Origin of the sequence: Fodinibacter luteus, assembly GCF_039541575.1 — a bacterium.
GTDB classification, from domain to species: domain Bacteria; phylum Actinomycetota; class Actinomycetes; order Actinomycetales; family Dermatophilaceae; genus Fodinibacter; species Fodinibacter luteus.
This window is the reverse complement of sequence record NZ_BAABGM010000022.1, coordinates 1-24,420: the sequence shown is the minus strand read 5'-3', so window position 1 is coordinate 24,420 and position 24,420 is coordinate 1. Positions and strand designations below refer to the sequence as shown.

The 24,420-nt window shown below is 73.4% G+C and carries 23 protein-coding genes and 1 tRNA gene; 18 read left to right on the top strand and 6 right to left on the bottom strand.

The window, feature by feature from the left end:
* Window positions 1-5 precede the first annotated feature (5 nt).
* Window positions 6-1,910, bottom strand: coding sequence for a SigE family RNA polymerase sigma factor (locus ABD899_RS15720; protein WP_345207705.1), 1,905 nt, complete (start codon window positions 1,908-1,910; stop codon window positions 6-8).
* An 80-nt stretch (window positions 1,911-1,990) separates the two neighbouring features.
* Complete coding sequence (phoU, locus tag ABD899_RS15715) at window positions 1,991-2,686, bottom strand: phosphate signaling complex protein PhoU (protein ID WP_345207862.1); 696 nt, start codon at window positions 2,684-2,686, stop codon at window positions 1,991-1,993.
* A 185-nt stretch (window positions 2,687-2,871) separates the two neighbouring features.
* Here phoU and ABD899_RS15710 point away from each other — a divergent pair, with 185 nt between their 5' ends.
* Together ABD899_RS15710 and ABD899_RS15705 are read left to right on the top strand one after the other, a co-directional pair.
* Window positions 2,872-4,080, top strand: coding sequence for a sensor histidine kinase (locus ABD899_RS15710; protein ID WP_345207703.1), 1,209 nt, complete (start codon window positions 2,872-2,874; stop codon window positions 4,078-4,080).
* Window positions 4,058-4,738 (top strand): response regulator, encoded by a 681-nt coding sequence (locus tag ABD899_RS15705; protein WP_345207701.1) that lies wholly within the window; start codon window positions 4,058-4,060, stop codon window positions 4,736-4,738. The genes ABD899_RS15710 and ABD899_RS15705 overlap by 23 nt, the downstream gene beginning before the upstream one ends.
* A 12-nt stretch (window positions 4,739-4,750) precedes the next feature.
* On the opposite strand, the gene ABD899_RS15700 is transcribed toward ABD899_RS15705, so the two are convergent.
* A complete protein-coding gene (locus tag ABD899_RS15700; RefSeq protein ID WP_345207699.1) occupies window positions 4,751-5,218 on the bottom strand; it encodes a hypothetical protein in 468 nt (155 codons plus the stop codon).
* 254 nt (window positions 5,219-5,472) lie between these two features.
* Here ABD899_RS15700 and ABD899_RS15695 point away from each other — a divergent pair, with 254 nt between their 5' ends.
* From ABD899_RS15695 to ABD899_RS15655, 9 genes are all read left to right on the top strand, one after another.
* Window positions 5,473-5,955, top strand: coding sequence for a CarD family transcriptional regulator (locus tag ABD899_RS15695; RefSeq protein ID WP_345207697.1), 483 nt, complete (start codon window positions 5,473-5,475; stop codon window positions 5,953-5,955).
* Window positions 5,956-5,983: 28 nt separating this feature from the next.
* Window positions 5,984-6,700, top strand: a complete 717-nt coding sequence (gene ispD / locus ABD899_RS15690) for a 2-C-methyl-D-erythritol 4-phosphate cytidylyltransferase (RefSeq protein ID WP_345207695.1) — start codon at window positions 5,984-5,986, stop codon at window positions 6,698-6,700.
* Complete coding sequence (gene ispF / locus ABD899_RS15685) at window positions 6,697-7,197, top strand: 2-C-methyl-D-erythritol 2,4-cyclodiphosphate synthase (protein ID WP_345207693.1); 501 nt, start codon at window positions 6,697-6,699, stop codon at window positions 7,195-7,197. The genes ispD and ispF overlap by 4 nt, the downstream gene beginning before the upstream one ends.
* Window positions 7,198-7,344: 147 nt before the next feature.
* Window positions 7,345-8,439: an S-(hydroxymethyl)mycothiol dehydrogenase gene (locus tag ABD899_RS15680; RefSeq protein ID WP_345207691.1), complete on the top strand. Its 1,095-nt coding sequence runs from the start codon at window positions 7,345-7,347 to the stop codon at window positions 8,437-8,439.
* A 14-nt stretch (window positions 8,440-8,453) separates the two neighbouring features.
* Window positions 8,454-9,101 (top strand): MBL fold metallo-hydrolase, encoded by a 648-nt coding sequence (locus ABD899_RS15675; RefSeq protein WP_345207860.1) that lies wholly within the window; start codon window positions 8,454-8,456, stop codon window positions 9,099-9,101.
* A gap of 178 nt (window positions 9,102-9,279) precedes the next feature.
* Complete coding sequence (gene cysS / locus ABD899_RS15670; protein WP_345207689.1) at window positions 9,280-10,713, top strand: cysteine--tRNA ligase; 1,434 nt, start codon at window positions 9,280-9,282, stop codon at window positions 10,711-10,713.
* Window positions 10,714-10,716: 3 nt separating this feature from the next.
* Complete coding sequence (gene rlmB, locus ABD899_RS15665) at window positions 10,717-11,676, top strand: 23S rRNA (guanosine(2251)-2'-O)-methyltransferase RlmB (protein ID WP_345207687.1); 960 nt, start codon at window positions 10,717-10,719, stop codon at window positions 11,674-11,676.
* 136 nt (window positions 11,677-11,812) lie between these two features.
* A complete protein-coding gene (locus ABD899_RS15660) occupies window positions 11,813-12,190 on the top strand; it encodes a DUF4190 domain-containing protein (protein ID WP_345207685.1) in 378 nt (125 codons plus the stop codon).
* A gap of 1 nt (window position 12,191) precedes the next feature.
* Complete coding sequence (locus ABD899_RS15655; RefSeq protein ID WP_345207683.1) at window positions 12,192-12,632, top strand: DUF2752 domain-containing protein; 441 nt, start codon at window positions 12,192-12,194, stop codon at window positions 12,630-12,632.
* Between the two features lie 125 nt (window positions 12,633-12,757).
* Here ABD899_RS15655 and ABD899_RS15650 read toward each other — a convergent pair whose 3' ends face one another.
* The 3 genes from ABD899_RS15650 to ABD899_RS15640 all read right to left on the bottom strand — a co-directional run bounded on the left by ABD899_RS15650 (window position 12,758) and on the right by ABD899_RS15640 (window position 16,423).
* Window positions 12,758-13,852 (bottom strand): RDD family protein, encoded by a 1,095-nt coding sequence (locus ABD899_RS15650; RefSeq protein WP_345207681.1) that lies wholly within the window; start codon window positions 13,850-13,852, stop codon window positions 12,758-12,760.
* A gap of 38 nt (window positions 13,853-13,890) precedes the next feature.
* On the bottom strand, window positions 13,891-15,144 hold the full coding sequence (locus tag ABD899_RS15645; RefSeq protein WP_345207679.1) for a DUF4032 domain-containing protein: 1,254 nt from the start codon (window positions 15,142-15,144) through the stop codon (window positions 13,891-13,893).
* A 172-nt stretch (window positions 15,145-15,316) separates the two neighbouring features.
* Window positions 15,317-16,423: an ABC transporter ATP-binding protein gene (locus ABD899_RS15640; protein ID WP_345207677.1), complete on the bottom strand. Its 1,107-nt coding sequence runs from the start codon at window positions 16,421-16,423 to the stop codon at window positions 15,317-15,319.
* A gap of 256 nt (window positions 16,424-16,679) precedes the next feature.
* On the opposite strand from ABD899_RS15640, the gene ABD899_RS15635 reads away from it, so the two are divergent.
* From ABD899_RS15635 to ABD899_RS15605, 7 genes are all read left to right on the top strand, one after another.
* A complete protein-coding gene (locus ABD899_RS15635) occupies window positions 16,680-17,723 on the top strand; it encodes a LacI family DNA-binding transcriptional regulator (RefSeq protein WP_425474983.1) in 1,044 nt (347 codons plus the stop codon).
* Between the two features lie 172 nt (window positions 17,724-17,895).
* On the top strand, window positions 17,896-18,324 hold the full coding sequence (locus ABD899_RS15630) for a CBS domain-containing protein (protein WP_345207673.1): 429 nt from the start codon (window positions 17,896-17,898) through the stop codon (window positions 18,322-18,324).
* Between the two features lie 144 nt (window positions 18,325-18,468).
* A complete protein-coding gene (locus ABD899_RS15625) occupies window positions 18,469-20,484 on the top strand; it encodes a serine/threonine-protein kinase (protein WP_345207671.1) in 2,016 nt (671 codons plus the stop codon).
* On the top strand, window positions 20,481-21,980 hold the full coding sequence (locus tag ABD899_RS15620) for a threonine/serine exporter family protein (RefSeq protein ID WP_345207669.1): 1,500 nt from the start codon (window positions 20,481-20,483) through the stop codon (window positions 21,978-21,980). The genes ABD899_RS15625 and ABD899_RS15620 overlap by 4 nt, the downstream gene beginning before the upstream one ends.
* Before the next feature lie 76 nt (window positions 21,981-22,056).
* Window positions 22,057-22,129, top strand: a tRNA-Thr gene (locus tag ABD899_RS15615).
* Between the two features lie 152 nt (window positions 22,130-22,281).
* Window positions 22,282-23,403, top strand: a complete 1,122-nt coding sequence (locus tag ABD899_RS15610; protein ID WP_487249869.1) for a tyrosine-type recombinase/integrase — start codon at window positions 22,282-22,284, stop codon at window positions 23,401-23,403.
* Window positions 23,404-23,879: 476 nt separating this feature from the next.
* Entirely contained in the window at window positions 23,880-24,296 is a 417-nt protein-coding gene (locus ABD899_RS15605) for a hypothetical protein (RefSeq protein WP_345207665.1), read from the top strand.
* Window positions 24,297-24,420: the final 124 nt, after the last annotated feature.

Below are 24,420 nucleotides of genomic sequence, written 5' to 3'. Positions count from 1 at the left end.
GGGGCTCAGGCGGCGAACCGGGGCCACAGGTCGTCGGGGTCACGGCGCCCGAACGCCTGCCGCCAGGATCCCAGCCTGGCCCCCCGGTCGTCCCACAGGACGAGGCGGTAGATCGCGGCCTGACGGGCGTTGGCGACCTCGAGGACGCCGGTGCCCCGGCGCAGGTCGCCGACCCTGGAGACCGGGTAGGCGTTCGGTGTCACGGCGAGGAGCTGGGCCCGGGCCGCCCCCGGCGCGACGACGAGGAAGCGGCCGGTGTCCTCGCGCACCGGGGGCAGCGGCGCCGCGAAGGGCAGGTCGGCGTCCTGCACGGCGATCGGGCGCACCGTCTCGAGGTCGAGGTAGGGCGTCCAGCCCCGGCCGTCGTCGCGCACCCGCACCGAGCGCAGCAGGGCGCCCTCGGGCGTCGTCGTGTGGACGACGGCGACCCGGCCCTCCCGCGGCTGGGCCACGACGGCTCCCGGGTCGATGACGTCACCCGGCGCCGGCCCCTCGAAGGCGAGCAGGCTGAGGAAACCCGGTCGCGGCGGACCGGTCACGGCCATCGCGAACGGAGCGGCGGCGGCCATGAGGGTGTTGCCGACCTCGCCGCCGCTGCCGCTGCCGAGGGTGACCTGCTGCGGTCCGGCGGGGGCCCCGTCGAAGCGGCCCGCGCGCACGCGGACGGCCGGCCCGACCGGGAGCGGCACGAGCGACGCCCCGACGCCGTCGGCGAGGCCGACCTCGGTCCACCGGCGCCGCACGGCGCCGTCCGCGGTGAACACGACGGTGGCCGAGTACGAGCACCGCTCCTCCCCGGGCCGGGCGAGCACGACGAGCAGGCCGGTCGCCCCGGTGCCGTCGGGGACGACGACGGGGACGACGTTGTCGGTCCGGTCGATCTCCCGCACCGTGAGGGGCACCTCGGTCAGGGCCGGCGCGTCGGCGCCTCGCGGGCCGGCCCACACCGACACGACCGTCGAGTCGCGGGTGGACTCGGGGAGGCGCACGACGACGATGCGTCGGTCGCCGACCTCGTCGGCCCACAGCAGCCGGCTGCCGGGGCCCGACCGGGAGATGACGAGGGCCTGGATGCCGTCGTCACCGGCGAGCGCGCCGCGGGGCGTCCACGTGCCGGTCCCGGCCCAGCTGCGGTCACCGGGCGGCGGGAGGACCGGCCTCGCAGCCGTCGACGCGCTCGGCCCGGACGTGAGGCCGGTGCCGACGGCCCAGGCGCCCGCGGCCGCGCCGAGCACCCCGAGCCCGCCGACGACGAGCGTCCGGCGGCGCACCGCCCGGCTCCGGTCGGCGACGAGCGCGGCGGGGTCGGGTGGGTCGCCCTGGCCGCGCAGCAGCATCGCCACCGCGTCGTCGACGTCGGGGTCGAGGGCCCACGGTGCCGGGGAGAGCCCCTCCTCCCGGCGGGCCTCGTCGTGGGCCCGCGCGAGCCGGTCGCGCAGGGCGGCGACCTCGGCGCGGACGGCGGCGGACGGCATCCCGAGCAGGGCCGCGACCTCGTCGGGCTCGAGGTCCCACACGGCGCGGCCGGCGAGGACGGCCCGCTGCACCGGCGTGGCACCGTGCAGGGCCGTGGCCAGCGCCGCGACGACGGGGTCGGCGACGTCATCGTCGTCGGGGTCGTCCCAGGACGCCGCAGGCGCCGGGCCGGGGCTGGGGGAGGGCGGCGACGAGGCGGCCGCGGTGTCCCTGGTGGCCGAGGTGGCCGCCGTGAGGACGGCGCGGCGGGCGAGCTCGCCCGGGCGGCCCTCGTCGACGGTGGCGCGCCACCGCTGGTGCAGCCGGGCGAGGGCGTCGGTCGTGATCCGACGGGCGGCGGGCGCATCGAGGGTGACGAGGAGGGCCACGGCCTCGAGGTCGGGCCAGCGGGCGGCCACGAACTCGCGGAAGTCGTCCTCCACGGTGAGCGTCACCGCCCCAGTCTCACCCGGGAGCCCCGCCGCGGGGGAGACCTTCGACGCGACCACGGTCCGGCGCCGGACCCCGGCCGGGTTCAGCGGAGCGCGGGCGAGCCGTCCTCGGCGTCCTCGTGGCTCGCCTCGCTCGCCGGGTCGAACTCGCCGGTGACGAGCCAGATGACGCGGTGGCCGACGCTCACGGCGTGGTCGGCGAAGCGCTCGTAGTAGCGGCCGAGGAGCGTGATGTCGACGGCGGCCTCGGTGCCGTGCGGCCACGACCCGTCGGTGACCCGCGCGAACAGCTCCCGGTGCAGGTCGTCCATGGCGTCGTCGTCGCGCTCGATCTGCTGGGCGGCGACGACGTCGCGCGCGGCGATGACCGAGCCGGCCTTCTCGACGATCCCCTCCGCGACCCGGCCCATCTGCAGGATCGTCGAGCGCAGCTCGGGCGGCACCGCGGACAGCGGGTAGCGCAGCCGGGCGACCTTCGCGACGTGCCGGGCCAGGTCGCCCATCCGCTCGATGTCGCTGCTCATCCGCATGCTCGTGACGATGACCCGCAGGTCGGTCGCGACGGGCTGCTGGCGCGCGAGCAGGTCGAACGACATGAGGTCGAGCTCGGAACGGCGGGCGTCGATCTCGGCATCGGCCGCGATGACCGAGTCGGCGAGCTGGATGTCGGCGTCGAGCAGCGCGGTCGTCGCGCGGCCCATCGCCGACGACGCGAGGTGGGTCATCTCGACGAGCATCTCGGCGACGCGGTCGAGCTCCTCGTGGAAGGCCTTGCGCATCACGGTGGGGCGTCCTCAGGGTCGTGGTGGTGGGATGCCGTGCCGGGCGTCGGCGCGGTGCCTGCCGGAACCCTGACACCCGGGGGTGAACCGCAGGCGCACCCGAGGTGAACTTCTGGAGCGGGCCCACCGTGCGGCGTCGCGCGCGGCACGGTGGGCCACCGGCCGGGTCGTACCCTGACCTCGTGGATCCTGCGCTCGCGGCAACCCTCGGCGGGGCGGTCGGCCTCGTCATCGGGGCCGTGGCCGTCGCCGCCACCCGCTGGTCCGAGCGCAGCACCAGGGACCCCGTGCCGCCGGAGCCGCCACTGCCGCGAGGGGTCGGCGACGTCCTGTCCGTCCTGCGCTCGATCGCCGTCGTCCTCGACGAGAACGACGCGGTCGTCAACACCTCCGCCTCGGCCGTCAGCTACGGCCTCGTGCGGCACGGCGAGCTCGTCCACGACGAGCTGCGCCACATCGCGCGCCAGGTGCGCCGCGACGGCATGATCCGCGAGGCCGAGCTCGACCTCGCCCGCGGCCCGAACGCCCAGGCGAGCACCGTCATGCGGGTGCGGGTCGCGCCGATCGCGGTCTCCCACGTCCTCGTCCTCGCCGAGGACCACACGCACGCCCGCCGGGTCGAGGAGATCCGACGTGACTTCGTCGCCAACGTCAGCCACGAGCTCAAGACGCCCGTGGGCGGCATCTCGCTGCTCGCCGAGGCCGTCCTCGACGCCAGGGACGACCCGGAGGCGGTGGAGCGCTTCGCCCAGCGCATCATGGTCGAGTCCAGCCGCCTCAGCCGCCTCGTCCAGGAGATCGTCGACCTCTCCCGGCTCCAGGTGGCGGACACCCTCCACGAGCCCGAGCTCGTCGACGTCGGGGTGGTCGCCGCCGAGGCCGTCGACCGGGTCCGGGTGGCCGCGGAGGCGCGCCGGATCGACCTCACCCTCGTCAGCGAGCAGGGGCTGCGGGTCTTCGGCGACGCCGAGCTGCTCGCCACCGCCGTCGCGAACCTCGTGACGAACGCGGTCAACTACAGCGGGTCGGGCACGCACGTCGGCATCGGGGCCCGCCGGGTGGGCGACAGCGTCGAGGTGTCGGTGACCGACCAGGGTGAGGGGATCCCCGCCGCCGAGCAGGAGCGGATCTTCGAACGCTTCTACCGGGTCGACGCCGCCCGCTCGCGCGCGACGGGCGGCACCGGTCTCGGGCTCGCGATCGTCAAGCACGTGTGTGCGAACCACGGGGGGCGGGTGAGCGTCTGGAGCCAGGAGGGGCGCGGCTCGACCTTCACGATGACCCTTCCCGCGGCGGCCGACCGGCCGCGCGCGGTCGCCGACGAGCCCGGCCCGACCCGGCCGCGGACCGACGAGGAGAGAGCCCTGCATGACGCGCATCCTGATCGTTGAGGACGAGGTGTCGTTCTCGGACCCGTTGTCCTACCTGCTGAGCAAGGAGGGCTACGAGGTGTCGGTGGCCGAGAACGGGCACGACGCGCTCACGGAGTTCGACGCGGCAGGGGCCGACCTCGTGCTGCTCGACCTCATGCTGCCGGGGCTGTCCGGGGTCGACGTGTGCCGCGCGTTGCGCCAGCGATCCAACGTGCCCGTCATCATGCTGACCGCCAAGGACAGCGAGATCGACAAGGTCGTCGGGCTCGAGCTCGGGGCCGACGACTACGTCACGAAGCCGTACTCCTCGCGCGAGCTGCTCGCTCGGATCAAGGCCGTCCTGCGCCGGCTGTCCGAGCCCGAGGAGCTGCTGCCGACGACGCTCGAGGCCGGGCCGGTGCGCATGGACGTCGAGCGGCACGTCGTGACCGTCCGCGGCGACCAGGTCTCGTTCCCGCTCAAGGAGTTCGAGCTGCTCGAGATGCTGCTGCGCAACACCGGCCGGGTGCTGACCCGCATGCAGCTCATCGACCGCGTGTGGGGCAGCGACTACGTCGGCGACACCAAGACCCTCGACGTCCACATCAAGCGGCTGCGCGCCAAGGTCGAGTCGGACCCGGCGAAGCCGGCGCACATCCTCACCGTGCGGGGGCTGGGCTACAAGTTCGAAGCCTGAGCTCTCGGGGACTCAGCCCGTGGTGAGGCCCTCGTAGTAGCCGGTCGCGGGCAGGACGGGCACGGTGACGACGTTCTCGCCGGCCTGCGCGGTGGACACGACGAGCTCGACGTTGTCGCCTGGGGCGGCCGGCAGGCTCTCGATCTCGACCCTCGTCGTCGTGCCGGACAGTGTGTCGCCCGAGCTCGCCGGGATCGCGGCCGCCGCCGAGGTGGGGGCGCCCTGGACGGTGAAGGTGACGTCGACGGCCGAGGTGCCGGAGTTGACGGCCTGGCCGATGAGCACGGCGGTGCCGTTCTCCTCGGGGACGACGAGCGCGAGGTTGCGCAGCTCGAGCCCGTCGATCGACAGCCGCACACCGTCGCCGGCGGGGTAGTCGACGTCGGTCTGCACCGGTGAGAACACCGCGCAGCCCGAGGCGAGAAGGGTGGCGCCCGCGAGGGCGGCGGCGCGCAGGGCGTGGGCGGCTCGGATCGTCACGGGGGAAAGGATATCCATGCGCCTGCGCGCCGCGCGGGGACCCGCCCGAAAGCGCCGTCGGTGGCGGTGTCGTCACGCGCCCGCGGCGCGCGGCGCGCCCGCGCGAAGCATGCCGAACGACGTTCTGTCAAGACCCGATTCGCGCCTCGTGCACCCGGATTCCGGGGCTTGACCTGCGCAAACGCCGACCCGCTGCATTTCTGCGACACGCCGGTGCGTGGTATCCTGAACGTCGCGAAAGGGGCCAACAACACATGGTTTTCAAGGTCGGCGAGACGGTCGTGTACCCGCATCACGGGGCGGCACGCATCGAGGAGATCAAGACCCGCACGATCCGCGGAGAGGAGAAGCTCTACCTCAAGCTCAAGGTCGCACAAGGCGACCTCGTGATCGAGGTCCCAGCCGAGAACTGCGACCTCGTCGGGGTGCGGGACGTCGTCTCCAAGGAGGGCCTGGACAAGGTGTTCGAGGTGCTGCGCACCCCGTACGCCGAGGAGCCGACCAACTGGTCGCGCCGGTTCAAGGCCAACCTCGAGAAGCTCGCTTCGGGCGACGTCATCAAGGTGGCCGAGGTCGTGCGCGACCTGTGGCGCCGCGACAAGGACCGCGGCCTGTCCGCCGGCGAGAAGCGCATGCTCGCCAAGGCTCGACAGATCCTCGTGTCCGAGCTCGCGCTCGCCGAGAAGACCGACGAGGAGAAGGCCGAAGTCATCCTCGACGAGGTCCTCGCGTCCTGACGCCGGGCACCCGCCCACCCACACTGACGTGACCGACGCCGACGCTGCCCCCGGCAGCGTCGGCGTCGTCGTCGTCGCGGCCGGGTCCGGGTCGCGCCTCGGGGCCGGGGTGCCGAAGGCCTTCGTGCGCCTGCACGGCCGCCCCCTCCTCGCGTATGCCGTCGACACCGTCGCGCGGCTGCCGCACCTGCGGTCGGTCGTCGTCGTCGCGCCCCTCGACCACGCGGCCCCACGGGACGCGGCCGACCCCGTGTGGGAGGGGGTCGAGCTGCCGTCCGGTGCCGTGGTCGTGGCCGGCGGGGCCGAGCGCACCGACTCCGTGGCCGCCGGCCTGGCCGCGGTCGACGCGACCTGCGACGTCGTGCTCGTCCACGACGCCGCCCGCTGCCTCACCCCCCTCGACGTCTTCGAGCGGGTCGTCGAGGCGGTGCGCCGGGGCGCCGCCGGTGCCGTGCCGGGCCTGCCCGTCGTCGACACCGTGAAGTCGGTCGACGCCGAGGGCGTCATCACCGGCACCCCCGACCGGGCGAGCCTGCGGGCCGTCCAGACACCGCAGGGGTTCCGTCGGGAGGTCCTCGCCACGGCGTACGGCAGCGGGCTGCGGGCCACCGACGACGCCGCCCTGGTCGAGCGCTGCGGCCACCACGTCGTCGTCGTCGCCGGTGACCCGCTCGCCTTCAAGGTGACGACGCCCGACGACCTCGAGCGGGCCGAGCGCCTCCTCGCCCGGGCCGGTCGCCGGTGAGCGCGCTGCCGCGGGTCGGGGTCGGGGTCGACGTGCACGCCCTCGCGGCCGAGGGGTCCGACCGCGAGCTGTGGGTCGCGGGCCTGCCGTGGCCGGGGGAGCGCGGCCTCGACGGCCACTCCGACGCCGACGTCGCGGCGCACGCGGCCTGCGACGCGCTCTTCTCCGCCGCCGGCATCGGCGACCTCGGAGCCCACTTCGGCACCGCGCGACCGGAGCTGGCCGGCGCCTCGGGGGTCACGCTGCTCGCCGAGGCCGCCCGGCTGGTGCGCGCGGCCGGGTTCGACATCGGCAACGTCGCGGTGCAGGTCGTCGGCAACCGTCCCAAGGTCGGCACCCGCCGTGCCGAGGCGGAGCAGGCCCTCTCGGATGCCGTGGGCGCACCCGTGTCGGTGAGCGGCACGACGACCGACGGGCTCGGGCTGACCGGTCGCGGAGAGGGCGTGGCGGCGATCGCGACCGCCCTCGTCGTCGCCCGTCCCTTGGTCGACCGGTAGGTCACCCCGCGACGCCCGTGCCCCCGCCCCCTTCCCGTCGGTGGCGTCGGGAGCTAGCGTGACCACGGCACCGCCGGTCGCCCGAGGGGGACCGGCGGTGCGGCGCCCCGCAGCCGCCCGAACGCCATCCCGAACCGAGGAGACCCCGTGCCCCAGACCGTCCAGGGAGTCATCGCGCGCGCCAAGGGCGCCCCCGTCGAGCTCGTCGACGTCGTCGTCCCCGACCCCGGGCCCGGCGAGGCGGTCGTCCGGGTCGAGGCCTGCGGGGTCTGCCACACCGACCTGCACTACCGCGAGGGCGGGATCAACGACGAGTTCCCGTTCCTCCTCGGCCACGAGGCGGCGGGCACGGTCGAGGCCGTCGGCGAGGGCGTCACCGAGGTGGCGCCCGGTGACTTCGTCATCCTCAACTGGCGCGCCGTGTGCGGCCAGTGCCGCGCGTGCCTGCGCGGCCGGCCGTGGTACTGCTTCGCGACCCACAACGCGACCCAGCGGATGACCCTCACCGACGGCACCGAGCTGAGCCCGGCCCTGGGCATCGGCGCCTTCATCGACAAGACCCTCGTCGCCGCGGGCCAGTGCACGAAGGTCGACCGCGCCGACCCGGCGGCCGTCGGCCTGCTCGGGTGTGGTGTCATGGCCGGCTTCGGCGCCGCGGTCAACACGGGGGGCGTCGGGCGGGGCGACTCGGTCGCCGTCATCGGCTGCGGCGGCGTCGGCAACGCCGCCATCGCCGGCGCCCGGCTCGCCGGTGCGACGACGATCGTCGCGGTCGACGTCGACGCCCGCAAGCTCGCGGCTGCGACGGACTTCGGCGCCACCCACACCGTCGACTCGAGCACCGAGGACCCCGTCGAGGCGATCCGGGGGCTCACCGGGGGCCACGGAGCCGATGTCGTCATCGAGGCGGTCGGCCGCCCCGAGACCTACGAGCAGGCGTTCTACGCCCGCGACCTCGCCGGCACCGTCGTGCTCGTCGGCGTGCCCACCCCCGACCAGCAGGTCACCCTGCCGATGATCGAGATCTTCGGCCGCGGCGGGTCGCTCACGTCGAGCTGGTACGGCGACTGCCTGCCCTCCCGCGACTTCCCGATGCTCGTCGAGCTGCACCGCCAGGGCCGCTTCGACCTCGACGCCTTCGTCAGCGAGCGGATCGGCATCGGCGACGTGGAGGCGGCGTTCGGCCGGATGCACCGCGGCGAGGTGCTGCGCTCGGTCGTCGTCATGGGGGGTGGACGGTGACCGCCGACCTCGGGATGCCGGTTCCCGCCTCACCGGGCGCCGTGCGGGTCGAACGGGTCGTCACCTCGGGCGTCTTCGAGCTCGACGGCGGCTCCTGGGAGGTCGACAACAACGTGTGGCTCGTCGGCGACGACCACGAGGTGCTCGTCGTCGACGCCGCGCACGACGCCGAGGCCATCCTCGCCGCCGTCGGTGACCGCCGCGTCGTCGCCATCGTCTGCACCCACGGCCACAACGACCACGTCAACGCCGTCGGCGACCTCGTCGCCGCGACCGGTGCCACGGCATCCCTCCACCCGGCCGACCGGGTGCTGTGGGACCAGAGCCAGGCCGAGCCGCCCGGGGGCGAGCTCGCGGACGGGATGCCGTTCACCGTCGGGGACGTCGAGCTCACCGTCATCCACACCCCGGGTCATGCGCCGGGGGCCTGCTGCCTCCACGCACCGGCCCTCGGGGTGCTGCTCTCGGGCGACACCCTCTTCAAGGGCGGCCCCGGGGCGACCGGGCGCTCGTACAGCGACTTCCCGACGATCATCGACTCGATCCGCACCCGGCTGCTCGGCCTGCCCCCGGAGACCGTCGTGCTCACCGGCCACGGCGACCCGACGACGATCGGCGCCGAGGCCCCACACCTGCAGGAATGGGTCGCCCGGGGCCACTGACCGTCGCTCCGCTCCAACGGCGCCCGCGCACCGGACCCGACGAACCCCTTCGTTCCCGGACCAGCCTGGTCCGGCACGGTGGGGGTTTCTCGGGTGACCGATGAACCCGAGGCCGGGGTGGGGTGCGGGTGCGGGTGCGGAATCGGGGGTTGGCCCCTCCCGCCGGTAGCCTTGCCCGGTGACTCTCAGGTTGTTCGACTCCCTCACGCGCGAGCTGCGTGACTTCGTCCCCGTCGTGCCCGGCAAGGCGGGGATCTACATCTGTGGGCTCACGACCCAGGCCCCTCCGCACCTGGGCCACGTCCGGTTCGCCGTCGCGTTCGACGTGCTCCGGCGCTGGATGACCCGCGGGCACGGTTTCGACGTCACGCTCATCCGCAACGTCACCGACATCGACGACAAGATCCTCGCCAGGTCCGCCGAGTCCGGCGAGGCCTGGTACGCCGTGTCGTACCGCCACGAGGTCGAGACCGCCGCTGCGCTCGACGCCCTCGGGGTGCTGGCGCCGACCTACGAACCGCGCGCGACGGGCCACGTCCCGGAGATGGTCGACCTCATGGAGGCGCTCGTCGCCAAGGGTCACGCGTACCCGGCCGCGGACGGCAGCGGCGACGTCTACTTCGACGTCCGCAGCTGGCCGGAGTACGGCGCCCTGACCCGGCAGCGGGTCGACGACATGGTCGACGCCGAGGACGCCGACCCCCGTGGCAAGCGCGACCCCCGCGACTTCGCCCTCTGGAAGGGCCACAAGCCCGACGAGCCCGCGACCGCCGCGTGGCCCACGCCGTTCGGGGTCGGCCGCCCGGGGTGGCACCTCGAGTGCTCGGCGATGGCCCGCAAGTACCTCGGCGACACCTTCGACATCCACGGGGGCGGGGTCGACCTGCGCTTCCCGCACCACGAGAACGAGATGGCGCAGTCCCGCGCCGCCGGGCTGGGGTTCGCCAACTACTGGCTGCACAACGCGTGGGTGACCATGGGCGGCGAGAAGATGAGCAAGTCCCTCGGCAACTCGCTGCGGGTCAGCGAGGTCGTCAAGGAGCACCGCCCGCTCGCGGTGCGCTACTACCTCACCGCGGCCCACTACCGCTCGACGATCGAGTTCCATGTGGGCTCGATCGAGGAGGCCGGCACCGCCGTCGAGCGCATCGAGGGCTTCCTGCGTCGGGCGCTGCCCGGCGTCGTCACCGCGGTGCCGACCGGCGACGAGATCCTGCCCGACGAGTTCCGCGAGGCCATGGACGACGACCTCGGGGTCTCCGGCGCCCTCGCCGTCGTGCACGAGGCGGTGCGCACCGGGAACACGGCCCTCGACGACGGCGACCACGAGGACGCCGCGGCGGTGGCCCGCGTCGTCGTCGCCATGACCGACGTCCTCGGCGTCAACCCCCTCGACCCCGCGTGGTCGGCCGGCGACTCGTCGGCCGCCGACGCGCTCGCGAGCCTCGACGCCCTCGTCAGGGAACGCATCTCGGCCCGGGCCCAGGCCCGGTCCGCCCGTGACTACGACACCGCGGACGCCATCCGCGACGAGCTCGCCGCCGCCGGCATCGCGCTCGAGGACACCGCCGCGGGGGCCCGATGGTCCCTCGCGCGGGGACGGAGCGAGTGAGCCATGGCCGGTAACTCCCAGCGACGCGGCGCGGTGCGCACGACGAAGAAGAAGGGCCCCCAGGTGGGGTCCGGCGGACAGCGACGCCGTGGCCTCGAGGGCAAGGGTCCGACGCCCAAGGCGGCCGACCGGCCGAACCACAAGGCCCACAAGGCGGTCAAGGCCGCGGCCCGGCGTGGGGGCGGCGGTCAGTCGGGGCGCACGAGCACCCGCAGGAACAAGGCGAGCAGCGAGATGGTCGCCGGCCGCAACGCCGTGCTCGAGGCCCTGCGGGCCGACGTCCCGGTCACGACGATGTACGTGGCCGGTCGCATCGACTCCGACGACCGGGTGCGCGAGGCGCTCAAGATCGCGACGGAGCGGGCCGTCCCGGTCCTCGAGACCCCCCGCGGTGAGCTGGACCGGCTCACCGACGGCGCGGTGCACCAGGGACTGGCCCTCCAGGTGCCGCCCTACGAGTACGCCCACCCGAGTGACCTCATCGACCCCGAGGCGCCCGGCATCCCCCTCGTCGTCGCGCTCGACGGCATCACCGACCCGCGCAACCTCGGCGCCATCGTCCGCTCCGTCGCCGCCTTCGGGGGGCACGGCGTCGTCGTGCCGAGCCGACGGTCGGCGGGCATGACGGCATCCGCGTGGAAGACCTCGGCCGGCGCGGCCGCACGCATCCCGGTCGCCCAGGCGACCAACCTCACCCGTGCCCTCGAGGAGTACCGCAAGGCGGGGTTCTTCGTCATCGGCCTCGACATGGACGGCGACGTCGAGCTGCCCGACCTCGACCTCGCCTCGGAGCCGCTCGTCGTCGTCGTCGGGTCCGAGGGCAAGGGCCTGTCGCGGCTCGTGCGCGAGACGTGCGACCAGGTCGTCTCGGTGCCGATGTCCTCGGCGGTCGAGTCGCTCAACGCGGGCATCGCGACCGGCGTCACCCTCTACGAGATCGCCCGGCGCCGCCGCCGGGGCTGAGCCCGCCGGGCAACCGGACGACCCCCCTTGGGCGTGGACGCTCGGTGCCGCGGCCCGGACTGTGCGAGGATCGGCGCCGCCGGAGCACCCCGGCGCCGGGGGCACGGATCCCCCACACCGACGCAGAGAGGGAATCATGTCTGACTACGGTTCGACCCCACCGCCTCCGCCGCCGCCCGGGTCGGGCGACGGCGGCTACGGGGGCGGGTACGCCCCGCCGCCGCCGGCCGGAGGCATGGGCGGTCCGGTGGACCACCCGAAGGGGATGACGGTCCTCGTCCTCGGCATCCTGTCGCTCGTGTGCTGCTCGCCGCTGGGCATCGTCGCGTTCATCATGGGCAACAACGCCCTCAAGGAGATCGACGCCCAGCCGGGCCGTTACGGCAACCGCCAGATCGTCCAGATCGGGCGCATCCTCGGCATCATCGGCATGGTCTTCCTCGTCCTGTCGATCCTGTGGGTCCTGTTCTTCGGTGGCCTCGCCGTCCTCTCGGGCGACACGAGCAGCATGTGACATGACGCTCGCCAGCACGTCGGCGCGACCCGGTCCGGTCTCGGACCGGGTGCGCGCCCTCGTGCTCCCGGGGGCGGTGGGGGTCGCGGTCGCCGCCGGCACGGCCTACGTCGCGCTCGTCGACCCGAGCGAACCCGGCCACTACCCCCTGTGCCCGACGTACGCCATCTCCGGCATCTACTGCCCCGGCTGCGGCCTGCTCCGGGCCAGCCACGAGCTCGTGACGCTCGACGTCGCGGCGTCGGTCGCCTTCAACCCCCTGGCGCTGCCCCTCTACCTCGGGTGCGCCGTCCTCTTCGTGCGCTGGGTCCTCGCCCGCTGGCAGGGCCGAACGCTGCGGTGGGACCCGCCCACCTGGATGCCGTGGGCGCTCGCGGTCGCGTTCGTCGTGTTCACGGTGGCGCGCAACGTCCCCGGCTGGGCCTGGCTCTCACCCGCCTGACCCGACCCGGTCGCCCAGGTCCTGCACTCCTTGCAGATCACCCACGTCCGGGCGGGCGGAGAGGGCGCGCGAGCGTGGGTGATGTGCAAGGAGTCGAGGGGGACGTGGGGCGTGGGGCGGCCGGGTCAGGTCTTCGGCAGGACGATGACCGTCGAGTGCACCGCCTTGTCGCCGAGGGTCTGCTTGTCGGTGTCCCACAGCATCCACAGGTAGGACAGGTAGAAGACCTGGTTGACGATGCCGTGGACGACCTCGCGCAGGAACGACATCCCGGCCCCGATGGGCCGTCCCGTGCGGTCGTCGACGAGCTTGAGCCCGACGACCTTCTTGCCGACGCTCTGGCCGGTGCGACCCATCCGGAACACCCGGTTCCACAGCCACAGCACGAACATGACGAGGAAGCCGAGCCCGATGAGCAGCCCTCCGGTGACGGCGAGCCCGGTGTCACCCCCGGAGCGGGTCAGGTTGCCGTACTGGTCGTAGCTCAGCTCGCTCGGGCTGGCGAACGCGAGCATGATCCCGCCGATGACCATCGGGACGAGACCGAGCAGGATGAGCGCGGAGTCGACGAGGTAGGCGAGCACGCGCTTGCCGAAGTCGGCGACCGGGCCGAAGCTCGCCTCGACGTACCCGATCGACCCCGGCACGGCGGGGCCGCCGGCGTAGGCCGGTGCCGCGCCGTAGCCGCCGTACGGGTTCGGTGGTGCTGGTGGGAGGCCCTGGCCGTACGCCGGCTGGCCGTAGGGCTGTTGGCCGTACGCCGGCTGGCCGTAGGGCTGTTGGCCGGATCCCGGCTGGCCGTAGGCCTGCTGGCCGTAGGGCTGTTGGCCGGATGCCGGCTGGCCGTAGGGCTGTTGGCCGGATGCCGGCTGGCCGTAGGGGTCCTGGCTGCCCGGGGCGGGGGGCGTGCCGTAGGGCTGTGGCTGGCCGTACCCGGGTGCGCCGTAGGGCTGCTGCTGCTCGTACGCCGGTGGGGTGCCGTACGGCTGCGGCGGGCCGTAGGGGTTCGGCTGACCGGATGCCGCGGGCGCACCCTCGGGCTGCTGGGGCACCTGACCGGGTGGCGGGGCAGCCGCGGGTGGGGGTGTCACCGGGTCGGACGGGGCCGGGTCGGACAGGGCCGGGTCGGACGCGGTCGTGCCGGGCGCCTCGGGCGCGTCGGGTGCGGCGGTGGGCTCGTCGCGCGTCGGGTCGCTCGGACCCTCGGGCTGGTCGGTCATCGGGTCCCCCTGAGCGGGTCGGGTGGGTCGCCTCGATCCTAGGCGCGTCGCGAGGGCTTGGCGATGACGGGCAGCTCGCGGGTGTCGATGCCGAGGACCGCCTGCTCGTCGGGCTTGCCGGGAAGCACCGAGCGCACGTAGTCGTCGATGGCGTCCTCGATGCGGATGTCGTGCTGGGCGCGCTCGGCCATGTACCAGCGGTGCTCGAGCACCTCGTGGAACACCTCGGCGGGCTCGAGCTTGGCGACGAGCTCGCGCGGGACCCGCCGGGTCACCGGCTCGTAGACGCTGGTGAGCCAGTCGTTGGCGACGAGCTCCTCGTCCTCACCTTGGCGCCCGGTGCTGGCGGTGTACGCGTCGAGGTCGTTGAGCAGGCGCCGGGCCTGGTTCTCGCGCACGTCGAGCCCGGTGAGGCGCAGCAGCCGGCGCGAGTGGTGCCCGGCGTCGACGACCTTGGGCTGGATCTGGATCGACGTGCCGTCGATGTCGGTCGTGATCGCGAGCTCGTCGACGTCGAAGCCGAGGGCGTTGAGCCGGCGGATCCGGTCCTCGACGCGCCACCGTTCGTTGTCGTGGATGAGCTCGCTGCCCGTCAGGGCGTTCCACAGGGCGCAGTAGCGCTCGACGATCCGCTGGCTGACCTCGACCGGGTCGCGGTCCTCCTGGAGCAACCCGCCGGCCTCGAGGTCCATGAGCTCGCCGGCGATGTTGACCCGGGCGATCTCGAGGTCGTGGTCGCGCTGGCCGTCGCTGAGCCGCTGGCGCAGCTCGCCGGTCTCGGCGTCGACGAGGTAGGCCGCGAACGCCCCGGCATCGCGCCTGAACAGGGTGTTCGACAGCGACACGTCGCCCCACCAGAACCCGGCGAGGTGGAGGCGCACGAGCAGGACGGCCAGGGCGTCGATGAGCCGGGTGGCGGTGCCCTTGCGCAGGCTCTGGCTGTACAGGGCCCGGTAGGGGAGCGAGAACTGCAGGTGGCGGGTGATGAGGCAGGCGTCGAGCTCCTCGCCGTCGACCCCCACCCGGCCGCTCACGACGGCGAACGGCTCGACGCACGGCATGTCGAGGCGCACGAGGTTGCGCAGCATGTCGTACTCGCGCCGGGCGATGTCCGCCTTGATCTCCTTGACGGCGAGGACCCGCCCCGACAGGCGCACGAAGCGCACGACGTGGCGCGAGATGCCCCGGGGGAGGGCGGCGAGCAGCTCGTCGGGCCACTCCTCGAGGGGGATCCGCCAGGGCAGGTCGAGCAGCGCCGGATCGGGACGGGCGGCGGTGATCTCGAGAGCCATGGCGGAGCCTCCGTGGAGAGACGGTGGGCGGTGGTGAGCCTACGACGCAACGCTGGCGGACGGCATCCGGCCGGCGGTGCAGCACCACGTCGTGGCGGGGGAGGCGGTGGACGCGCGACGCCCCGGACGAGGCTCGTCCGGGGCGACGCGGGCGGTCCTGGTGGGAGCCGGCTCAGCCGAGCCGGGCGCCGCTGTCCTTGCTGAACACGTGCATGTGCTCGGGGTTGGGGTAGACGAAGATCTTCGCGCCCTTGTCGGGGACCCGACGACCGTCGACACGGGCGATGAACGGCTTGGCGAGGGCGTCGTCGCCCGCGCCCTCGAGCCTGATGTTCGAGTCGGCCGGGGTGGCGTAGACGTAGGCGTCGGCGCCGAGCTCCTCGACGACGTCGACGACGAGCTCGAGACCGTCCTCGTTCGTCGTCACCTCGACGTCCTCGGGGCGCACCCCGACGATGACGCTCGAGCCGGCGCCGGTCAGGTGCTGGCGCTCGAGGTGCAGGCGGTGGTTGCCGAACTGGACGCCGTCCTCGGTGACCGGCACCGACACGAGGTTCATGGCCGGCGAGCCGATGAAGCCCGCGACGAAGACGTTGTTGGGCCTGTCGTACATCTCCCGCGGGGTCGCGCACTGCTGGAGGATGCCGTCCTTGAGCAGGGCGATCCGGTCGCCCATCGTCATGGCCTCGATCTGGTCGTGGGTGACGTAGACGGTGGTGACGCCGAGGCGACGCTGGAGGCTCGCGATCTGGGTGCGGGTCTGGACACGCAGCTTCGCGTCGAGGTTGGACAGCGGCTCGTCCATGAGGAAGACCTGCGGGGAGCGCACGATGGCCCGGCCCATGGCGACGCGCTGGCGCTGGCCACCCGAGAGCGCCTTCGGCTTGCGCTCGAGGTACTGGGTGAGGTCGAGGATGCTCGCGGCCTCCTCGACGCGCTTGCGGATCTCGGCCTTGTCGACGCCGGCGATCTTGAGCGCGAAGCCCATGTTGTCGGCGACGGACATGTGCGGATAGAGCGCGTAGTTCTGGAAGACCATCGCGACGTCGCGGTCCTTGGGCGACAGGTCGGTGACGTCTCGGTCACCGATCCAGATCTTCCCGCCGTTGACCTCCTCGAGGCCGGCGAGCATCCGCAGCGAGGTGGACTTGCCGCATCCGGAGGGGCCGACGAGGACGAGGAACTCCCCGTCCGCCACGTCGATGTCGAGGCGGTCGACCGAGGGCGTGTCGTTGCCCGGGTAGATCCGCGTGGCCTGATCGAACTTCACAGTTGCCATGGCGTCATTGCCTTCCTTCACCGGCAGGAACGTGCCGGACGATCCGTTGTAAAGGTGGTGGAGCTCCCGCCACATCGGTGTAAGCGGTTACGCCAGTATGCCGTGCCGAGACGTCCGGGCACCACCCCCGACTCGGTCGCCTCGGCCACACCGCGTCGGCCACCCCCGGCCACACCCGCGAACGTGGGTGAAGATCGCCGTGTCGCCGACGATCTTCACCCACGTTCGCGAGGGCGCGTCCGGCGCCGTGGTTAGAGTGCGCCCCGTGAACGAGTCGAGGTCCGCCCGCCTCGCCGACATCGCCGCCCAGGCCGACGTCAGCGAGGCGACGGTCAGCCGCGTGCTCAACGCCCGGCCGGGGGTCTCCGACGCCACCCGGCAGGCCGTGCTCACCGCGATCGACGTGCTCGGCTACGACCGCCCGACGCGGCTGAAGCCGAAGTCGGCGCTGCTCGTGGGGCTCGTCATGCCCGAGCTCGTCAACCCGATCTTCCCGGCGTTCGCGCAGGTCATCGAGACGGCCCTGGCCGCCGAGGGCTTCACCCCGGTGCTGTGCACCCAGACGCCAGGCGGGGTCCACGAGGACGACTACGTCCAGATGCTCCTCGACCGCGGGGTCTCCGGGATCATCTTCCTCTCCGGCCAGCACGCCGACGCCACGTCCGACCCGGCCCGCTACCAGGCGCTGCGCGAGCGAGGGCTCCCCATCGTCCTCGTCAACGGGTGGCTCGCCGGCGTCGACGCCCCGTTCGTCTCCAACGACGACGTCGCGTCGATGGACCTCGCGGTGAGCCACCTCGTGCAGCTCGGGCACACCGAGATCGGGCTGGCGCTCGGCCCGGAGCGCTACACCCCGGTCGTGCGCAAGCTGCAGGGCTTCCGGGCCGCGATGCGCGACCACCTCGGGGCCGACCCCGCCCACCTCGAGCGACTCGTGACGCACACCGTGTTCAGCCTCGAGGGCGGGGCGGCGGCGGCGGGGCGGCTCATCGGCCGCGGGGCGACCGCGGTCATCTGCGGCTCCGACCTCATGGCCCTCGGCGCGATCCGGCAGGCCCGGTCGATGGGCCTCGCGGTGCCGCGCGACGTGTCCGTCGTCGGCTACGACGACTCGACGATGATGGGCTTCACGGACCCGCCGCTCACGACGATCCGCCAGTCGGTCGAGGCCATGGGGGATGCCGCGGTGCGAGCCCTGCTCGACGAGATCGGCGGCGAGGCACCGCCGAGCGCGGAGTACGTCTTCCGGCCCGAGCTCGTCGTACGCGGATCGACCGGCGCAGTGCCGCACCGGGCCTGAGCGGCGTGCCGCCGCTCAGGCCCGCGCCCGCCGCTTCCGCCGCGCCCGCCGCTCTTGCTGTTCCCGCCGCGCCCGCCGCGCCCGCCGCGCCCGTGGCCGACCTCGGAGCCGGCGCGGTCCTGACCCGTGGCCACCTCTGGCGCGTCGCCGGGGTCGCGCCTAAGGTCGGGGCATGAGGATCTCGGACGTCGTCAGGCGCAAGGGCGGGAATGTCATCACGGTGCGGACGGACGCCTCCGTCACCGAGCTGCTGAGCCTGCTGTCGGAGCACCGCATCGGTGCGGTCGTCGTGAGCGACGACGGTGAGACGGTGCACGGCATCGTCAGCGAACGCGACATCGTCCGGCACCTGCACACCGACGGTGCGGCGCTGCTCGAGGCGCCGGTCGCGCAGATCATGACCTCCGAGGTCCACACCTGCGCGCCCGAGGACAGCCTCGACGACCTCGAGTCGGCGATGACCGAGCGGCGGTTCCGCCACGTGCCCGTGCTCGTCGACGGCCGGCTGCACGCCATCGTGAGCATCGGCGACGTCGTGAAGAACCGCATCGACGACCTCCAGGCCGAGCGCGACCAGCTGCGCACCTACATCCAGTCCTGACCGGGCCTCCTCGACCTATTGCACACATCCCACCGCCACGGCGGCCCGGCAGCCGCCGGAACGTGGGTGATGTGCAATGAGTCGGTCAGGACGTGGTCGTCTGGGTCCAGCGCACACCCAGCAACACGGCATACCGTGGTGCGCATGTCCGCCGACGCGATCGCCGACGGCTCCCTGCCGGACGGCCCCGAGCCGCACCGTGAGCACGCGCGACTCGGGGAGTACCGGCTCGTCCAGCGGATCGGCGAGGGGGGGATGGGCGTGGTCCACCTCGCCCTCGACCGGCACGGTCGCGCCGTGGCCCTCAAGGTGCTGCGCACCCACGTCGCGCACGACCCCGACGCCCGGGCGCGCCTCGCCCGCGAGGTCGACACCCTCGGCCGCATCCGCAGCCCGTACGTCGCACCGATCATCGACGCCGACGTCGAGGGCCCGACGCCGTACATCGTGACGCGCTACGTTCCCGGCCCCTCCCTCGACGAGCACGTCACCGAGCGTGGCCTGCTGCCGCCCGCCGAGCTGCACCGCGTCGCGAGCGGGCTCGCCGAGGCCCTCGACGCGATCCACTCCGCGGGGGTCGTCCACCGCGACGTCAAGCCGGGCAACGTGCTGCTCGTCGACGGCGAGCCCGTGCTCATCGACTTCGGCATCGCCCACGTCGCCGACGACATCCGCCTCACGATGGCCGGCCTCGTCATGGGCACCCCGGGCTACCTCGCCCCGGAGGTCGTCGCCGGTGAGGACGTCACCCCGGCCACCGACTGGTGGGGCTGGGCGGCGACGACGGCCTTCGCCGCGAGCGGGACCCCGCCGTTCGGCAGGGGTGCGATGAGCGCCGTGCTCGCCCGGGTGGCCCGGGGCGAGCCCGACCTCGTCGCCGTCGACCCGCGGATCGAGCCCCTCCTGTACGCCGCGCTGTCGCCGGACCCCACGGAGCGGCCGCACCACGACGAGGTCGTCGCCGCGCTCGAGAGCTACGCGCACGGGGGCCCGGTCACCGAGGCCATCCGGGTCCGGCGGGTGCACCCGGACACCCGGGTGCTCGCGACGCCCGAGACCTCGGTGCTCCCGCTCGCCCCACCGGCGCCGTCGGCGGAGGCGGGGGCGGAGGCCGGGGCGGTCGCCGGCGTCGTGCTGACCGGCGGCGGGGGGGCCGGTGCCGCCGCGCCAGGCGGCGGGGATGCCGTGCCGCTCGGGTCCGCAGCCCCCTCACCTCCGCCTCCCCCTCCGACGGCGTCGCCCGGCGCCGCGCCCCCGGCCTCGGTGCTGCCGCCGCCGCCCGTGACGGCGGTGTCGTCCGGGCGCCCGGCCGGCCCGCCCGGCTGGGAGCTGGCCCGCCCGGCCGGCGAGCAGCCACCGCCACCCCCCGTGCGACAGCCGGCGGGTCCGGCATCGTACGGTCCGGCAGGTTCCGCGCCACCGGCACGACCGGCACCACCCGCGCCGCCGGGGTCGTACGGTGCGCCCATCCCGCGCCCGCCGGGCGGTCCCCTGCCGGAGTCGGAGTCCGACTGGGACGCCGCCCGCCTCGGTCACGGCCCGTACGGCGACCCCCGAATCGGGCGGCCGACCCGGTCGGGCACCCTCCTGGCCCTCCTCGCCGTCCTCGCCGCCCTCACCGCTGCCGCACCCGTGCTCGCGGGGCTCGTCCTCGTCGGCTGGGCGACCCTCGCCCGCACCGCGGACCGGTCGGTCACGTCCCTCGTCATGCGTCGCCACGAGCGGGGTGCCCGCGGCAGTGACGTCGCGGTCGCGGTCGCGAGCAGCCCGTGGCACCTCGTCGTCGGCCTCGTCGGGGCCGTCGTCACGGCCGTGCTGCCGCTCCTCGTCGGCGTGTGCGCGGTGTTCGCGACCGCCCTCGTGCTCAGCGCCCTCACGGGCACCGACGTGCGGGCCGACGACGTCCTCCCGCTGCTGTCCGCCGGGGTCTTCGCCGGCCTCACGGCGTGGTGGGGCCCGGGGGGCGCGAGCCTGCGCCGGGGCAGCCGGAGCATCGTGCGCGGCCTGACCCCCGGGAACACGACCCGGCAGGTCGTGGCGGCCCTCCTGCTCGTCGGGGCGGCCGGCATCCTCGCGTCGACCCTCACCGGGGACGGGCCGTCCTGGTGGCCGCGGACGACGCCCCCGGCGTGGGTCGACACGACGGTCCCAACGCCGTGACGACCCCGTCGAAGGGGCGCCCGGGCCGACGCGCCGACGGTGGTCGATCGCCCCGGCGACGCCGGTTCATGGTCGGCGACTCGCCCACCGAGCCGATGCCGATGGCCGACCTGCTTCGCCGGACTCCCTACCGCGACACCCGGATCCCCGGCGAAGCCGCCGAGGACGCCCAGGTGCGGTGGGCCCTCGACCTCGCCGCGCGCGTCGGTGAGCTCATGCTGCGATGCGGTGCCGGTGCCCCGCAGGTCGTCGGGAGCGTGGCCGCCGTCGCCGCATCGGCGGGGGTGGACGTCGTCGAGGTCGACGTCACGCTCCAGTCGCTCATCGTCCAGGCGACGAGCGCGACCGGGCGGCCGCACACCCTGCTGCGGGTCGTGCGTCGCACCCGTCATGACTACGCCCGGCTCGTCGCGGTCCACGAGCTCGTCGAGGCGCTCGCCGCGCGCGAGATCGACTCCGTCGAGGCCGACCGCCGGCTGCGGGAGATCAAGCGCCGACGGCGTCCGTTCCCGGTGTGGGCGGTCTCGCTCGCCAGCGCGGTGCTCGCGTCCGCCGTCGCGGTCATGATCGGCGCCAGCCCCACGGCCGCGGTCGCCACCGTGCTCGTCGTGCTCGCCGTCCTCGGGGTCGGCCGCCTCTACGCGGGGCTGGCGCTGCCCGAGTTCTACTCCAACGCCATCAACGCCCTCGTCGCGACGGTGCTCGCGGGAGCGGCGTACGCGGGGTCGACCGCCCTGGGGTCGCCGATGAGCGAGGACGACTTCGCCTTCATCGTCGCCGGCGGCATCGTCGCCATGCTGCCCGGCCGCTCGATGGCGTCGTCGATCGAGGACGTGCTGTTCGGCTTCCCGCTGACCGGTGCCGGGCGCCTGCTCGCAGTGCTCGTCGCCCTCATGGGTCTCATCATCGGCATCGGCGCGGGTCTGAGCGTCATGCTGCTGCTCACCGAGCTCGTCGACACGGCGTTCGTCTCGCCGTCGGTGCTCGAGCTGCGCACCGACCAGGCCTCCGTCGTCGCCGCGCTCGCCGGGGCCCTCGTCGTCGGGCTGAGCGGTGCGGTCACGGTGCAGAGCCGGGCGCGGCTCATCGTCCCGACGGGCCTGCTGTCCGTGGGGGCGGCGGCGATCGGGGCGACGCTGCAGCGGGGGGTCGGCATCGGGGTCATCGCCGCCACCGGCCTCGCGGCCGTCGCCCTCGGGTTGGTCGGGCGCGTCGTCGCCGCGCGGATGGACGCCCCGGCGATGGTCGTCGTCGTGCCGGCGAGCTTCGCGCTGCTGCCAGGTCTCACGATCTTCCGGGGGCTCTACGAGCTCGTCGCGGCCGGTGGCAGCTCGCCCGGGTCGCTGACCATCCAGTCCGGCCTCACGACGCTGCTCAGCGCCGGTGCGATCCTGCTGGCGATCGCCACCGGCACCGTGTTCGGCGAGATCCTCGCCTCCCGCTGGGACGGCTCGGTGCGCGGCGAGCGCCCCGCGGGTCGTGGGGGTGACCCGTGAGGATGCCGGGCGTCCGCGCCGCCCGCTCCGGGGCACGTAGACTCCGGGGCTGACCGGGCCCGGGCGGCCCGGGTCCGCTGGCGTGGCGCAACCGGTAGCGCACCTGTCTTGTAAACAGGGGGTTGAGGGTTCGAGTCCCTTCGCCAGCTCTCGCTCTTGATCTTGTCCCTGACCCCTCTGAACTGCGATAATGCCCTTGTTCACGTGCCCGACAACGTGGACGTAGGGGGTCAGGGATGAACACCTGTAGTCAGAGATATGGCACGCAGATGGCACGCGAACGCCGTCCCGAGCGGGTGTCATGAGCGGCCGCAAGGGCCGACGAGGATTCGGCAGGATCCGGAGGCTGCCGTCCGGGCGGTGGCAAGCGAGCTACATGGCCCCCGATCTTCGTCGGACCAACGCGCCGATGACCTTCCTCACCAAGGCCGATGCCGAGGGCTGGCTCGGCGTCGAGCGGCAGAAGATCGTCCACGGGGAGTTCGAGCGCCCCGAGCCGCCGGCGCCTCCGACCGCCGTAGTGACGTTCACCGACTACGCGACAACCTGGGTCGCAACCCGGGAGATCAAGCCGAAGACGCGTGAGGGCTACGAGCACGTGCTCAACAAGTACCTCGTGCCGCGGTTCACCAACCGGCCCATCGCCGACATCACGCCTGCTGAAGTCCGCACGTGGTGGGCGTCGATGAACCCTGACACCCCAACCGTCCGGGCGCGTTCCTACGCACTCCTCAAGGCTGTGCTGAACACGGCGGTCGCGGATGACCTCATCGACGCGAATCCGTGCCGTATCCGCGGAGCCTCGAACTCGCCGCGAGCTCGTGACGTCCGGCCGGCGTCGGTCGAGGAGCTGTCCGCCATCGTCGAGGCAATGCCCGAGCAGTATCGCGCACTGGTGCTGCTCGGCGCCTGGTGCGCCCTGCGCAGCGGGGAGCTGCTCGAGCTGCGTCGCCGCGACGTCGACATCGTCCACGGCACCGTACGGGTCGAACGCGCAGTCTCCTGGGTCCGCGGCAAGGCGGTCACCGGCACCCCGAAGTCGGCGGCTGGCACCCGCACGGTCGCGATCCCGCCGCACATCGTTCCAGTGGTGACCCACCATCTCGAGGTCTTCACCGGGTCTGCTGCGAACGACCTCCTCTTCCCCGGCGCCAACGGCGTCTCGAACCTCCAGCCGTCGACGCTGTACAAGTACTGGCAGCCGGCTCGGGTGTCGGCGGGTCGACCGGACCTCCGTTTCCACGACCTCCGACACACCGGCGCGACGATGGCCGCGATGGCCGGCGCAACCTTGGCGGATCTCCAGCAGCGACTTGGGCACAGCAGCGTCAACGCCGCCCTGCGCTACCAGCACGCGTCCCAAGACCGCGACCGGCAGATCGCCGAGGCGCTTTCCCGGATGTCCAACTCGGCCGGCCAGTAGGACCGTCGGTCCGCCCGTCGCGGGCGCGACCATCTCGCCGGCACCCGCACGCGCGACCCGCTGTCGGCCGCGTCCTGGGGCGAGTTCGACTTCCCGAGCACTCGGAGCACCACGAAGCGCCAAACACACCGCCGCCAGCACCACAGCAACGGCACCTGCGCCCCCACTCCGCGACTCACGCACCCGCCCTGCCTCAACTCGCCGACCTCCGCAACGTCCCCACCGCGAAAATCCAAAATGCCGTCAACTTCACACCCGATGCATTCCGGTTCTGCGGATGTTTCAGTGATGCGAATCGGGGGCTGTTTCGGTACCGTGGATTCATGTCGGGGGAAGAGCAGCGAGGATGCCCACAGTGTTGGGCGCCCCTCTCGTATGCGGGCCGTGGCAGGCGTCCCGTTTGGTGCTCCAGCCGGTGTCGGAACATCGCTGCAGTGACCCGTCGAGGAGCACGCGAGGCGGCCGTCCAGATCCGAATGATCGACGTACCCAAGGCGCCCAAGCCTCGTCCCGAGCGCACTTCGACGAGGGAGGAACGGGACGAGTCGGCGATCAATCGAGTGGCCCGGTCGTCGCGCCTGACCCGCGATCTCCTGGTTCGGCTTGAGCGCCGGCGGCTGGCGGGAGAGCTCGACAGCGAGGTTTGGGATGACATCACGGCGATGCTCGACAAGTTCATCCCCGGTTCGTCGGCCAGGCCCACGCCGTCACTCCAGCCACCGCTCGGTGGCTCGCAGCCCGCGTCGGCGAACACGTTGCCGGAGATCGTCCAGGCCCTCGACCGACTGTCAGCGGGCTTGGAGACGGGTCGGATCTACGACCGCGACGTCGTAACCCTGGGGCCGGCCCTCGATCGACTCGGCAGCGCCTGGGTCCGACGCACCTCGCGCTAGGGACAACCCGCGCCTCGGTCCGCTTGTTCAGCTTGCGGCGAGGATCGCTCTCCCCGCGGAGCGGGTCTGTCAGATCAACGGTGTAACCGGCAGTTCTCATTAGAGGTTCTCCGCTGCCGGCATC